Source organism: Micromonospora sp. DT48 (assembly GCF_049844495.1).
In the GTDB taxonomy this organism is placed as follows: domain Bacteria; phylum Actinomycetota; class Actinomycetes; order Mycobacteriales; family Micromonosporaceae; genus Micromonospora.
The window spans coordinates 1-13665 of record NZ_JBNCLE010000033.1 but is presented as its reverse complement, the minus strand read 5'-3'; the positions used below and the strand labels follow the sequence as shown (position 1 = coordinate 13665).

The 13665-nt window shown below is 71.5% G+C and carries 11 protein-coding genes; 5 read left to right on the top strand and 6 right to left on the bottom strand.

Annotation, left to right across the window (positions count from 1 at the left end):
- Positions 1-69 precede the first annotated feature (69 nt).
- Genes ACLQ2S_RS25880 through ACLQ2S_RS25870 form a run of 3 tightly spaced genes read left to right on the top strand, consistent with a single transcriptional unit; the run spans position 70 to position 2191 of the window.
- Positions 70-453, top strand: a complete 384-nt coding sequence (locus tag ACLQ2S_RS25880; protein WP_155221738.1) for a YwqJ-related putative deaminase — start codon at positions 70-72, stop codon at positions 451-453.
- On the top strand, positions 450-938 hold the full coding sequence (locus tag ACLQ2S_RS25875; protein ID WP_155221737.1) for an SUKH-3 domain-containing protein: 489 nt from the start codon (positions 450-452) through the stop codon (positions 936-938). Before ACLQ2S_RS25880 ends, ACLQ2S_RS25875 begins: the two co-directional genes overlap by 4 nt.
- Complete coding sequence (locus ACLQ2S_RS25870; RefSeq protein WP_155221736.1) at positions 932-2191, top strand: SseB family protein; 1260 nt, start codon at positions 932-934, stop codon at positions 2189-2191. Before ACLQ2S_RS25875 ends, ACLQ2S_RS25870 begins: the two co-directional genes overlap by 7 nt.
- 65 nt (positions 2192-2256) lie before the next feature.
- Here ACLQ2S_RS25870 and ACLQ2S_RS25865 read toward each other — a convergent pair whose 3' ends face one another.
- From ACLQ2S_RS25865 to eccCa, 5 genes are all read right to left on the bottom strand, one after another.
- Positions 2257-2754: a hypothetical protein gene (locus ACLQ2S_RS25865; protein ID WP_155221735.1), complete on the bottom strand. Its 498-nt coding sequence runs from the start codon at positions 2752-2754 to the stop codon at positions 2257-2259.
- Entirely contained in the window at positions 2751-4028 is a 1278-nt protein-coding gene (locus tag ACLQ2S_RS25860; RefSeq protein WP_155221734.1) for a S8 family serine peptidase, read from the bottom strand. The genes ACLQ2S_RS25865 and ACLQ2S_RS25860 overlap by 4 nt, the downstream gene beginning before the upstream one ends.
- A 108-nt stretch (positions 4029-4136) precedes the next feature.
- Positions 4137-5903 carry a hypothetical protein gene (locus ACLQ2S_RS25855; RefSeq protein WP_155221733.1) on the bottom strand — a complete coding sequence of 589 codons (1767 nt, stop codon included), beginning with the start codon at positions 5901-5903 and terminating at the stop codon, positions 4137-4139.
- Between the two features lie 31 nt (positions 5904-5934).
- A complete protein-coding gene (locus ACLQ2S_RS25850) occupies positions 5935-6555 on the bottom strand; it encodes a hypothetical protein (protein ID WP_155221732.1) in 621 nt (206 codons plus the stop codon).
- A 131-nt stretch (positions 6556-6686) separates the two neighbouring features.
- On the bottom strand, positions 6687-10649 hold the full coding sequence (gene eccCa / locus ACLQ2S_RS25845) for a type VII secretion protein EccCa (RefSeq protein WP_309223835.1): 3963 nt from the start codon (positions 10647-10649) through the stop codon (positions 6687-6689).
- Between the two features lie 141 nt (positions 10650-10790).
- Here eccCa and eccD point away from each other — a divergent pair, with 141 nt between their 5' ends.
- Positions 10791-12179, top strand: a complete 1389-nt coding sequence (eccD, locus tag ACLQ2S_RS25840; RefSeq protein ID WP_309223834.1) for a type VII secretion integral membrane protein EccD — start codon at positions 10791-10793, stop codon at positions 12177-12179.
- An 8-nt stretch (positions 12180-12187) separates the two neighbouring features.
- Here the strand turns inward: eccD and ACLQ2S_RS25835 are convergent, their stop codons facing one another.
- Positions 12188-12928, bottom strand: a complete 741-nt coding sequence (locus ACLQ2S_RS25835) for an SUKH-3 domain-containing protein (RefSeq protein ID WP_155221730.1) — start codon at positions 12926-12928, stop codon at positions 12188-12190.
- A gap of 141 nt (positions 12929-13069) precedes the next feature.
- Here ACLQ2S_RS25835 and eccB point away from each other — a divergent pair.
- The coding region (gene eccB, locus ACLQ2S_RS25830) for a type VII secretion protein EccB (protein ID WP_425703503.1) at positions 13070-13665 on the top strand (596 nt) is incomplete at its 3' end.

Sequence of the window (13665 nt, the reverse complement as noted above, 5' to 3'; positions counted from 1 at the left end):
GACTAGGCTCGCGTTCGGGGCGGGCGAACCTCGCCGGTGCTCCCTTTCGACGGTTCGGGAGGACGACGGATGGCGCAGCCACGGATGCTGCCGCTGGCAGCGGGTGCGCTGCTGACCGACGGCACCGTCCACACGCACACCTCGGTACGCGGCGACCTGGCCCCCGACCTGCATCCGGTGGTCCGGCGGTTCCTGCACGGGCTGCCCGCCGAACAGCGAGAGCGCTACATCGGCTGGTGCGCCGAGGCGGTGCTGATCTCCGATCGGCTCTACGCCGCCGAGGCCGACGGCCCGCCGCTGGACGCCGCCCGGTCCCGGGCGCTGCTGTGGGGGGCGAAGATTCGGGTGACCCGGGTACGGGAGGAAGGTGACCCGCGCCACGGTGAGGTCCAGCCGCCCTGCCGCTCCTGCGCGGCGCTGCTGGACTGGTTCGGTGTGGAGGCGCTGACATGAGCGAACGCTTTCCGCCCTCGGTGGCGCAGACTCTCGCCGCCGCCGGTTGGCGGCCCGACCACTCCGACGAGAGTCGGGGCCGCGAGTGGGGGCTGCGGATGGCCGCGCACGCCACACCGAGTGGCCGCCAGCACACCGTCACCGACCGGGCGATCAAGGCGTACGCCGAGTTCGGCGGGTTGCGGGTGGATCCGCAGGCCGACGGCGACCAGGAGGTCGCACCGAGCAGCTTCCACCTCGACCCGTTCCTGGTGCGGCACTCGGTGGAGACCCTCGCCGAGTTGGCCGAGGCGATCGGCGCGCCACTGAGCCCGCTCGGTGAGGAGGGCGACGGCACCGGAATCCTGGCCATCGACCAGCACGGCCGGGTGTTCGTGCTGGACCACGTCGGTGACTGGTTCCTCGGCGAGAACCTCGATGAGGCGCTCACCACGCTGGTGCTGGGGCGCCGCCCCGCCAAGGTACGCGCGGACGGCACCTGGTGACCGGCTGGCAGCCCACCACCGCCGCCGAACGCGCGCTGCTGGCCGCCGTCGAGGCCGACGACCGGGAGGGCTTCCTCACCGAACTCGCCGCCGGTCCGCTGCTGCTGCCCGTGTCGCCCGAGGCGGCGGCCGGACAGGCACCGATGGCGTGGCCGACCGCCCACCACGAGGGCGTCACCCATGTGCTCGCGTACACCTCACCGGCGGCGATCGCCGCCGGGGTGCCCGGTCGATCGGTGAGCTACCGGGTGATGGGGTTGGTCGACGTCGCCGTCGAATGGCCGGACGACGAATGGATGTTGGCGGTCGACGCCGGGTTGCCGATCGCCATCCGACTGACCGCCGACGAGCTTCGGGCCCTGGCCGCGCCGGTCGAGGAGGCCGAGCGGCCACTTCGCGAGGCGATCGTGCGGCAGGACTCGAACGCCCTGATGGCCGCCCTGCTCCGGGCCGAACTGGTGCTGCCGGTGGACCCGGAGGGCGCCGAGACGCGTGACCTGTCCGACCCGGACTTCCCGTGGTGGGTCGTCCCCGACGAGCAGGGGCGGGCCAACCTGCCCGTGTTCACTTCGGAAGCCCGACTGCGACAGGCACTCGGCGAGCGTGACCTGGTGGTGGTGAACAGCCTCCAGCTCACCGACCACTGGCCGGATCTCTCCTGGCAACTGCTGCTCAACCCGGAGACGCCGCTGATGGCGGCACTTCCCGGCGAGGCGCTGCTGACGTTGCGGGACTGGCTCGGCGAGCTTCGGCAGGTGATCAACGACGCGGCCGAGCAGGAGCGGTTGCGGCGCGACGCGAACCGGTTCGCCGACCCGTCCTCGGTGGGGGTGCCGGTGCCCCGTCCGGCGGCGGATCTCGCCGCCGACGACGAGCCCGATCCCACCGCGCCGTTGCTGCTGCAACTGGCCATCCCGCACCGCTACCTGACGTCCTATCTGGACGACGGGTACGACCGGGCGGCCGGGCTGGTGCACGCCTGGCACGGACCCGGCCGGGACACCCCGATCCGGCTGTACCGACGGCTGGGGCTGCTCGGCGAGGGCTCCCCGTTCGACGAATCCGACGAGTGGGTGGCCGTGTTGCGCTGGCCGCCCGGCGAGGAGACGCCCGAGGAGTGGGGGCGGGGGCAGCCGCGGATGGAGTCGATCGTCGTACCGGACGGAACCGAGTTGCACTGCCTGCACGCGGACGGCCGCGACGAACTGCTCGCCCGCTTCGACGCTGCCGGTCGTCGCTGGTCACCGGCCTGACCCGCGCTACCGACCGGGCGGTTCGTCGGCCCGCTCCGGGCCACCACCAGAAGCGGCCGGTCGGTTCAGCGCGTACGGCCGGCGAACCAGGCCCGGGCCGGTGGGCTTTTGATCAGGGCGAGTGACACACCGGCCAGCCCACCCACGACGAGCGGCGTGACCATCGTCGGGTGGTAGCTGAGCTTTCCCTGCGCCAGCAGCGTGACGATCACGACGACGAAGAGCGCGAAGGTGAACCCGGCCGGGACGGCGAGTCCTGCCGCGTTGTCGCCGGTCCACGCCATCAGGATCCCGAGCGACGCGAACATCACCATCAGCAGTGCGATCGCGAGTACGCCGGCACCGATACCCACCACCAGGAGCTTGCCCAGCCCGTCGCCCTCGGTACGCAGCATCGCCGCGAAGAAGCCGAACCCGGCGATCAGCCAGATGACGATCGAGGGCACCATCAGCAGCACGGCGGCGATGACGACGGGGGGCCGCCGAGGTGTGGGTGGTGCGGCGGCGACTCCGGCGTCCGGCGGTGGTGACGGGCCCAGTACCGGCCCTCCCTCGCTGGTCATCCGTTCGGACGGCGCCAGGCGGCGTCGTCGGTGTCGATGGCGGCATATGGGGGATCGGTCGGCCCGGTGCCCGCAGTCGGCGGTGGCGGCGCTGCACCGCCGGAGTAGGCCGCCTCCGGGGCCGGGCTGGGCGCTGCCCGCCGTCGACGCAGCTTGACGATGACCACCACCGCACCGATCAGCAGGGCGAGAAAGACCAGCCAGACCAGCATCACGATCGCGATCTCGGCGAAGTCGGGCCCGTCGTTCTGCGACGTACCGACATCGGCGAGTGCGTCGTCGAGTCCGGGCTCACCGGCCGGCGCGCTGCGGTCGCCACGGCCGTCGGGTTCGCCGGTCAGGGCCTCCCGCAGGTCGAGTACGCCCCAGCCGTAGTGCTCGTCGTGTCCGGGCTTGCCGACATCACGGGTGGTTTCGAGCAGCCGCCGGAACATCTGGTACGCGTCGAGGTCCGGGTACTTGGTCTTGATCAGGGCCACCGCACCGGAGACGACGGCGGTGGCGGCGCTGCTGCCGGTCGCGCTGGTGTACTTTCCGCCGGGATAGGCGACCATCATGTCCTGGCCGGGGGCGGCGATGCTGATCGGCAGGTCCGGGGTGCCCGGGACCGACCCCTGCTTGCTGATGACGCCGTTGCGGTCGATGGCGTTGACGGCGATGCTGCCGGGGTGTGAGGCCGGGCTCCCGACGAGGATCTGGTCCGAGTTACCGGCCCCGGCCACCACGATCACGTTGTTCCGGTAGGCGCGCTCGACCGCCCGGTTCAACTCGTCGTTGAAGCTGCTGGACAGGGAGACGTTGATCACGTCGACTCCGGCGTCGATCGCCAGGTTGATGCCGGTGGCGAGTGCCGTCGGGGCGATCAGCCCGGCACCGTCCTTCTGGACCGTCACCGGGTAGATCTTGGCCTTCGGGGCCACGCCGAGTATGCCGTCCCGGCCGCCCTTGCCGTGTCCGTGCCCCGCGATCAGGGAGGCCATGGCGGTCCCGTGCCCCTGCCGGTCGAGGTGGCCCTTGCTGCTGTCGTCGTAGAGGTCGACACCGGGCAGCACATTGTCGCGTAGGTCCGGATGCGCCGCGTCCACCCCGGTGTCGATCACCGCTACGGTGATTCCCTCACCGCGAGTGATCTTGTGAAGCTCGGCCAGCTCGAGGCTCTCGACCTGCCACGACCTGTCGCGGACGGAGTCGGCCAGGGCGGGCGCGGCGGGCAGGGCGACGGCGGCCAGGACGCCCGCGAGCGCGGCGGCCACCGATCGGGTCAGGACAGGCATACCCGTCAGCCTTCCTCTGTCGTGCCGACACGTCGAGCGGCTGTGAATGGACGGTCACCGCATGGTACGGGCCGGCCACCCAGGGTTGGGTGACCGGCCCGCACGAGGTCAGTTCTGGCCGAGCGCCTTGCCCTGCTCCCGAGGACGGTGTTCGGCGGGAGCCTCCACCACACCGACGGCGGAGGACTCGGTGACCCACAACTCGTCGTCACCGTCGCCGTACTCCCAGGTTTCCTCGGCGTCGTCGCGGGGCGCAGCCTTACGCGGCGGCGGAGCGGTCGGCCCACCGCGTCGACCGCCCAGCGACGGGGCCGGTCCGGTGGTCGGCGCGGGTCGACCAGTGCCCGCACCGGTGCGTCCGCCCAGATCCGGCCGAGGGCCGGCGGTGCCGCCACCGGTCAACGGCTTGCCGGTGGTCGGTTTGCCGGTGGCGGGCTTGCCGGTCAGTGGCGAGCCGGGCCGGGCCGGGCTGGCGGGCGTGGCCCCCCGCTGACCGCCGAGACTCGGCGGTGGCGCGGTGGGACGGCCGGGCGTGGTACCGCGCTGCCCGGGGCGGGCGGCGGTGGAACCGGGCAGTCGCGGACTCGACGCCGGTGGGGTGGTCGGAGCGCCCGGACGGCCACCCATTCCGGGCCGGCCCCGGCCGCCGCCGGGCGCACCGGTGCCGGTGTTGCCGGGCAGGGTCGGACGGTTCGGCGCGGCGGTGCCCCGCCGGCCCCCACCCGGTGCTCCGGATCCGCTGCCCGGGCCTCCGGCACCGGGCAGGGTGGGCCGGTTGGGCGCCGGTCCACGGCTACCCGGTGCGCCGGGACCACCCGATCCCGGCAGGGTGGTCCGTGGTGCGTTCGGCCGCGCCGAGTTCGGGGTGGTCAGGTTGGGGTTGACCGGCCGTGGCCCGGGTGGGGCCACCGGCGGCACCGCCGGACCGGGCGCGGCGGGGGCGTTGGGTGCGGTGGTCACCGGTGGGGCGGTGGGCGGTGGGGCGACCGGCGCCGCGGCGCCACCGGCGAGACCGACGCCGTCCGGAGGGTTGGGAGGCGGTGGTGTCGTCGGCTGAGCCGGTGCCTCGCCACCGGGCCGGGTCGGCAGATTCGGCCGGTTCGGCATGTCCGGCCGATTCGGTGCCGCACCCCGCACGGGTGCGCCGGGCCGTGGCGCTCCCGGCGGGCGGGGGCCGCCGGGAGCGAGGGTCGGAGCGACAATGACCGCGTCCGTCGGGCCCTTGAACTTCCCGCCGCGCGAGATGTTGTGGATGTAGACGTCGATGTACATGTCCGCCAGCGGCTTGGTGATGTTCTTGGCCCGCTGGTGGAACTCCTTCTGGACGTCCTCGTACGACTTGCCGTCATTGCCGGTGACACCGGGAATCCAGTCGACGAGGTCGGACGCCTGGAAGCCCTCGTCGTTGCGGCGGCGCTCGCCCTGGCGGGTCTGTTCGGCCTGGTACTCCTGCCAGAGCTCCTTCATGTCCCGCTGGGCAGTCTCGATCTTGCTGGCGAGCTGGTCCAGACCGGCGGCGTTGTTGGTGGCTATTTCCTTCCACTCGTCGAGCGAGTGCAGGGTGGCACCTACCCGGCCCATGAAGACCCGCGCCGCGGGCGACTGCCAGCGGGCGTCCAGCGCGTCGGCATGACGTTTGAGATTGTCCCTTGTGGTCTGCAGCAGGCTTGCCGCACGTCGCCACATGTCGGCCAGTGCCGTCGTCCGCTCGTCGCTCTCCTTGCGGACGTACTCCCACATCTGCTCGATGTTGACCGAATCCCACGCCGTGGGTTCGTACGGCGAGGCCTGGGAGGCGCGCTCGGCCGCGTAGTCATCGGTAATCCCGGCGTATGGGTGGCTGACGGGTCGCCAGCCGTAGTAGTCGTCGCTCATCCCCGCTCCTCAGGCCTCGCCTGTGTCACCGTCACCCGAGATCCGACTGGTCCAGTCGAAGATGTTCGCCATGCATGTACTCGTTGTCGCCCGGGATCACGTACCGGCCAGGGCCCTCACCGACGACATCCGTCCTCGCCCACTCCGGGGTCTCCTCGCGCTGGTCGCCGCTGGATGAGGGTTCAGGCTCGAAGTAGGTGTTCGGGTCGAGGGCCTCCGTCGGCACCGAGTTGGCCGGGTTCTCCTGGCCCTCCTGGCTCTCCTGCCACCGGCCGCTGAGAGTGTCCTGGCCGTTCACGGCGGAGAAGGCGTTGTAGACGTCATCGTTGGTGGCCTGGGCCAGCGCGTCGCCGGTGAGGTACTCGGCGGAGATGGACATGGCAGCCGTGCTCAGGGCGGTGAGGCCCTTCATCACGTCGCCCATCAGATGCGAGACGGCCATGCGGCTCTCGTCGTGCCGGCCCCGGAAGAAAGCCGCCTCCTTGAGCCCGCCACCACCGAACGGTGCCTGCACCGTGAGCATGGGACGTAGCCCGTTGTCGAAGCTGGGCTGGAAGTTGGTCTCCATCTCCTTCTGAATGGCCAGCGCGAAGTCCTTCAGCTGCTGGATGTCGACGTCGATCTGTTCGTCGACGAGCCACTCGTCGCCCATGTTCCCTCCCCCGTCCGCTCACACGATGGCGGCGCGACTGCTTCCAACCCCGACATGTCGGGGGTCATGCAGCCGCGCACCGTGGATCCACTCTGGCCGACAGTAGCCTGATCAGGCAACCCCGTACGGCCTCAGGAGCGCGGCGGAAGGTGCACCAGTTGCACCAGCCGGGTACCGCCACGCCGCGACACCAGCCAGCCCCGGCCCGGTGGCAGCGGCCCGGGTCGGACGGTGCCGAGCAGCACCCCCTCGTCCCGGTTGCCGGACATCACGATGCCCGGTGTGCTGATCTCCCGGAGCCGCATCAGCACCGGCTCGTAGAGCGCTCGACTGGCACCGCCGGTACGCCGGGCGATGACCAGGTGCAGGCCGATGTCCCGCGCCTGGGGCAGGAACTCCAGCAGCGGCGTCAGCGGGTTGCTGCCGGCCCCGGCCACCAGGTCGTAGTCGTCGACCAGCACGTACAGGTCGGGACCCTTCCACCAGTCGCGGGCCCGCAACCGCTCGGCGCTGATGTCCGGCGGCGGCAGCCGGTCACGCATCACCCCGGCCACCTCGGAGATGATGCTCTCGGTGACCTGCGCGGTCGAGCCGTAGCCGATCAGGTGCGGGGTGTCGATGTCGCCGAGCAGGCTGCGTCGGTAGTCGACGAGGACCAGTCGCGCCTCGGTCAGTTCGTGGCGGTCGACGATCGTCTGCGCCATCGCCCGCAGGAAGGTGCTCTTACCCGACTCGCCGTCGCCGAACAGGATGAAGTGCGGATCGGCGGCGAAGTCCAGGTGCACCGGCTGAAGGTCCACCTCGGCGATGCCGATCGGGATGCCCGGGCGGCCCGTGTTCGGCAGGCTGCCGTACGGCACCACGGGCGGCAGCAACCGGATCGGCGGTGCGCCCGGCCCCTGCCACGCGGCGGCCAGATCGGTGACCAGCTTCCGGGCCCCCTCGGACAGGCTCTCCGCCTCCTGCGCGCTGTCCGCTCGCGGCAGCGCCGCCAGGAACTGCTGACCGTCGGGCGTGATGCCCCGGCCCGGTGACTTCTCCGGCACGTTCATCGCCGCCCGCCGGTCGAGGTTGGAGTCGCTGGCGTCGGCCAGTCGCAACTCCAGCCGGGTGCCGAAGACATCCCGAATGGCCGGCCGCAGGTCCATCCAGCGACTCGCGGTCACGATCAGGTGGATGCCGAAGGACAACCCACGGTTGGCGATGTCGTTGATCGTCGGTTCCAGGTCCTCGAACTCCGCCCGCAGCGTCGCCCAACCGTCGATGACCAGGAACACGTCGCCGAACGGGTCGTCGTCGTGCTGGCCGTGCCGCCGCGCCCGCCGGTACTCCGCCATCGAGTCCACGCCGCGTTCGGCGAACCGCCGCTCCCGTTCCCCCATCAGCAGTTGCAACTCGGCGATGGTGCGCCGCACCAAACCGGCGTCGAGACGGGTCGCCACCGAACCGACGTGCGGCAGGTCGCGCAACGACGACAGCGCGCTGCTGCCCAGGTCGAGGCAGTAGACCTGGGCCTCCCGTGGGGTGTGGGTCAGCGCCAGCGAGGTGACGACCGTACGCAGCAGGGTGCTCTTGCCGCTCTGCGGGCCGCCGACGATGACCGCGTGGCCGGCCGAACCGGCCAGGTCGAACCAGAGCACGTCGCGTCGCTGCTCGAAGGGCTTGTCGACGATGCCGACCGCCACCTGCAACTCGCCGAGCAGACCGGCGTGCGCGACGGTGATGCCCCGGGCCGGATCGGCGGTCATCGGTGGCAGCAACTGATCCAGTGTCGGCGGCTCGGCCAGTGGAGGAAGCCACACCTGGTGCGCGGGCTTGCCCCGACCGGCGAGCCGACCGACGAGGATGTCCAGCACACTCTCGCCGACCCCGTCGGTCGGCTCCGGTGCGACCTCCTCCTTCGGCGTACGGGTGACCGGCGGCGCGACGTAGCTGGTGGTGTACTCGCGGACCCGGTCCTCACCGTCGCCGGCCGCCACCGCCGCCGCGGTCTTGCTGCGATAGGTGCCGGAGACGTACGCGGCCTTGAACCGGACCAACGGCTCGGTGCCGAACCGCAGGTAGCCGTGGCCCGGCGACCGGGGCAACTCGTACGCGTCGGTGGCCCCCAGCACCACCCGGGACTCCATCGCGGAGAAGGTTCGCAGACCGATCCGGTACGACAGATGGGTGTCCAGGCCCCGCAGCCGCCCCTCCTCCAACCGCTGCGAGGCCAGCAGCAGGTGTACGCCGAGCGACCGGCCGACCCGGCCGATCTGCACGAACATGTCGATGAAGTCGGGCTTCGCGGTCAGCAGCTCGGAGAACTCGTCACAGATGATGAGCAGGCTCGGCAGCGGAGCCAGCGGCGCGCCCGCCGCCCGCGCCTTCTCGTAGTCACGCTGCGAGGCGTAGTTGCCGGCCGCGCGGAGCAACTCCTGCCGGCGGACCAACTCACCGTTGATGGAGTCGGTCATCCGGTCCACCAGGGGCAGTTCGTCGGCGAGGTTGGTGATCACCGCGCTGGTGTGCGGCAGACCGTCCAGCCGGGTGAAGGTCGCACCACCCTTGAAGTCGACGAGCACGAAGTTGAGGCTCTCCGACGAGTGTGTGGCCGCCAACGCCAGCACCAGGGTGCGCAGCAGCTCGGACTTACCGGAACCGGTCGCGCCGATGAGCAGGCCGTGCGGACCCATACCGTCCTGGGCGGACTCCTTGAGGTCCAACTCCACCGGCCCACCGTCGGCACCCACCCCGATCGGCACCCGCAGCTTGTCGCGGTTGGGACGCGGCTGCCACGCCCGATCCACGTCGAACTCGTACGGGTCGCCGATGTCGAGCAGGTCAGCCAGGCCCAACTCGGTGGTCAGGGGAGTGTCGCCGCCGCCTCGGGAAGCGGCGGAGAGGCGTAGCGGGGCCAACTGCATGGCCAACGCCTCAAGCTCGACAACCCGGCAGTCGTCCGCCCGGCCGATCTCCGCCGGGCCGTCCACGGTGACGCTGTGCAACTGACGGTCCGCCGACACCTCCAACACCAGGCGCGCCCGATCGAGCAGGCGCGGTGCCGGTGTGGAGAGGTCGAGCAGGGTCACGCCCTCCACACCGCCCTCGGTCATCAGGTGATCCGAGCCCGCGGTGTCGCCACCGTCGATGACCACCAGCACGTGCGGCCCGGGGACCTGCGGCGAACCACCGCTGGCGTTGAAGCGTGGCCGGCTGGCCAGCACGTCGTCGAGCATCGCCTCCAGGCCGGTCACCGAGGGCGAGACCAGGCGCAACTGGCCGAGCGCGTCGGTGCGCGACGGGTGCAGGGCGTGCGGCAGCCACTTCGTCCACTCCCAGTCGGCCCGCCGATCCGGTGCCACGCAGATGGCGACGAGCATGTCGTCCGGCGCGTGGAACGCGACGGCCTGGGCGAGCACCGCCCGGACCATGCCCCGGGCCGCGTCCGTGTCGCCACGTAGGTGCACCCGGGCGAATCCGTTCAGCGCCATGGTCACCGGCAGGTCCGGCACCTCGCCGTAGGTGGTGAGAAACCGACGCAGCGCGAGCGCGCACATCGGTTCCAGCTTCTCCAACGATGTGGCTGGCGGCGGCACCAACGGCGTCGCCAACTCCTGCGGCCCCAGGCCGATCCGTACGGTGGCGAAATCCGCGTCGCCGCGGCGGCGTTCCCACAGCCTCGGCCCCAGCGGCAGGGACCACAGGACATCCGGATCAGGGTGCCGGTAGAAAGCGGCCTCCCGCTGCTTGCGGACCGTCTTGAGGACGCGCCGCCGCTGGCGGGACAGGTGCGTCATGTACTCCCGGCGCTTCTGCAACATCTCCTGCTTGCTCGGCCCGCCGGAGTTGTTGGCCAGCTGCGACCCGAGCATCCCGATGGCCGAGAGTCCGAAGAGCCCGCCGGTGACATAACCGAGGGTCGACCCGCCCCGGCCCGCGAACATCAGGGCCATGGCGAAGGAACCGGCGAGCATCGGCAGCAGCATCAGCATCTGCCCCCACGCCTTGCCGCTCGGTGCGGGCACCTCGGGCGGGGCATCCAGCAGCACCTCGCCGGAGGGGTACTCCGGCTCCGGCTGGCGGGCGGGTCGCTTGACGACCACCGTGCTCACGTGACAGACCTCCGTTGCCTCTCCTCGGTCTGGGCGCGCCGCGGTGAACCGCCCCCCGCGTCACCGGCACATGGTAGGTAGCCTTTGCCCGTCAGGACAGCCGCGGGCCTTCGGCCCGCTCCTCGTACCGAGGGGTCGTTAGTGGTCACCCAGGCCGGAACCGGACTCGCGCGCATCGCAGTCGTCGCTCCCAACCGACGGTTGGACCTTGCCCTGCCGGAGCACCTGCCCCTCGTCGGGCTGCTGCCCGCCGTGCTGCGGCAGGCCGACGAGGAACCCTCGGACGGCACCGGTCACGGTGGCTGGATGCTGCGGCGCAGCGACGGCAGCACCATCGATCTGACCCGTACGCTGGCCGCGCAGAACGTCCGCGACGGCGAGACGCTGCACCTGGTGCCGAGGCGCACCGAGTGGCCGGAGCTGGCGTACGACGATCTGATGGAGGCCGTCGCCGACGGTGCCCGGCGGCGCGGGGTGGCCTGGAGCCCGTTCGCGACCCGGCTCACCGGCCTGATCGTGGCCGGTGTGCTGCTCCTGCTCGGTCTTGTCGTAATCGTGACCTCCGAGCAGCCCGGTTGGTTCGGTGGCGCGGTCGCGCTCGGTGCGGCCGTTCTGCTGCTGGTCTGCGGGATCGTGCTGTCCCGGGCGATGGCCGACTCCCTCGCCGGTGCGGTCGTCGCCGCAGCCGGCCTGCCCTATGCCTTCGTCGGCGGCGTGCTGGTGATCGGGGCAGGCGAGTCGGTCTGGGCGCTCGGTGCCCCGCATGTGCTGCTCGGCTCCGCCGTGCTGCTGCTCTTCGGCCTGCTGGGGCTGCTCGGTGTGGGCGACGCCACGCGGGTCTTCGTGGCCGCGGTCTTCGTCGGCTTCTGGGGCATGGTCGGTGGCCTGATCACCCTCGGCTCCATGGACGCCGCACAGGGCAGCGCGATCGTGGTCGGTGCGGTGGTGTTGCTGCTGCCGGCGATGCCGCTGCTCTCCGTACGCCTCGGGAAGATGCCGATGCCGGCGTTGCCGCGTACCGCTGCCGACCTGCTGCGGGACGAGCCGCAGCCGAAACGGGAAGTGGTCTACCAGGCCACCGCGCGGGCTGACGAGGTCTTCACCGGCATGGTGTTCGGGGCGTTCGTGGTCACCATCGCCGGCCTGATCGTGCTCACCGCGACCGGCACGCTCTCCGCGCTGCTGCTCGCCGGCATCATCTCGCTGGGCTACCTGCTGCGGGCCCGACTGGTGTCGACGGTCCGGCACCGGGTGCCGATGCTCGCCGTCGGGCTGGTGGGCCTGGGTCTGCTGCCCCTCGTCGGAGCGACCGACGCGTCGACCGGTGCCCGGGTGCTGGCCGTGTTGCCGGTGGCGCTGGTCGCGGCCGGGCTGTCGGCAGCGGCCGGGCTCGCCTACAGCCGTCGTCCCCCGTCGCCCCGACTGGCCCGGCTGGGTGACATGTTCGACATCCTGCTCCAGTTGGCCGTGGTGCCGGTCGCGTGCAGTGTGCTCGGCCTGTACGCCTTCATGCGCGCGATCAACGGCTGACGGAGTTCCTACCAGTCGCGGTCGTGGGCCTCGGGCATGGGGCCCCCGCGGATCAGCTTGCCGATGGCGGAGTCGATGTCCGGGCCGACGAAGAAGTAATCTGCCCAGTGGAGCATGAAGACGCGGCCCTGCGCGTCGGCGACAAGTTCGGACGGCCCGTCCTCGTTGTTGCCAAGGGGAAAGACCGGGTTGTCGAACTCCTCGGCGAAATCGCGGGCCGCGTCCGTAACGACACCACCTCGGGTGGGGTGGATAAAGCTCATGAAGCCGCCGCCCGGTCGGCCGCTCCGACCGAATTGGGGCAGTCGCAAGCCGCCGAATTCCACCAGTGCGGCGCGTACCACCGGTGGGCATTCCAGCCCGGCCAGTTCGTCGGCGAAGCGGACCATCCAGTGGTCGACCGCTGCGCTGAAATCGCGGCCGGGAAACCAGCCGGCCTGCTCCAGCACGTGCCGGACGTCGGGCGGGAAGCGTCCCTCGGCGGCTCGGCGCTGCGTGTACCGCTCGGCGATGGTCTGCCACGGCAGCGACGGCCACTGGGAGACCTCGCCGCTTTCCCGGTCGATGACGGCTCGGGGGTACCCGGTGGCAGGGGGTGGCATGGGCGGACCATCGGTCGCCGCGGCGACCGGTTCGACGAGACAGGCAACGTAGCCGAGGTCGAACTCGAACAGGGTCACGTCGAAAGGGGTTTGACGCTCGTCGGCCCATTCGCGGGCGATGGCGAGGGCCTCGTCGCGGCTGATCATCGAAGGACTCCTCGGGCTGCGGTCGTCGGCTCCGCCGGCCAACGCCGGATGCGGACACCGGGCGGCTCGACGCCGTGCCTATGGTAGGCACCGCGGTCCCGAGTTCGTGACCGTGCCGGCGTACGCCAGGGGAGGGGTGCCATGCCGTCGCGGCGGGACCAGGTTCAGTCGTACCAGTTCTTCGTCCAGCGGATGACCTCCGCGTTGGTGGCACGTGAGCCTGACCCGGAGGCAGCGCCGTTCCGCCGACTGGGCGGTGCCGGCTTCGCCAGCGTCATGGTGGCCGTCCTCTGCCTGGCCGCGGTGGGCGTGTACGGCCTGTTGCGTCCCGGTGGCGCGACGAAGTGGAAAGAGGGGGGTGCGGTCATCCTGGAGAAGGAGACCGGCACCCGCTACCTCTACCGGGAGGGCCGGCTGCACCCGGTGCTCAACTACGCGTCCGCCCTGCTGGCCATGGAAACGGCGGCCCCGACCGTCTCGGTTTCCCGGAACTCGCTGGTGGGCACCCCGCGTGGCCCACGGATCGGCATTCCGTTCGCCCCGGACGCGTTGCCTCCCGCCAACCGCATCCTGGACGGGCCGTGGACGCTCTGCACCCAGCCGGCTCGCAATGCGGCCGGTGGTGTCGTCGCCACCACCGTGCTCACCGTCGGGGGGGCGCCCCCCCCGGGCCGGGGCCCCGGCCGCCGCCGGGGGGGGGGGGGGGGCCGCCCGCCCCAGCGGGTGGGACCGATCAG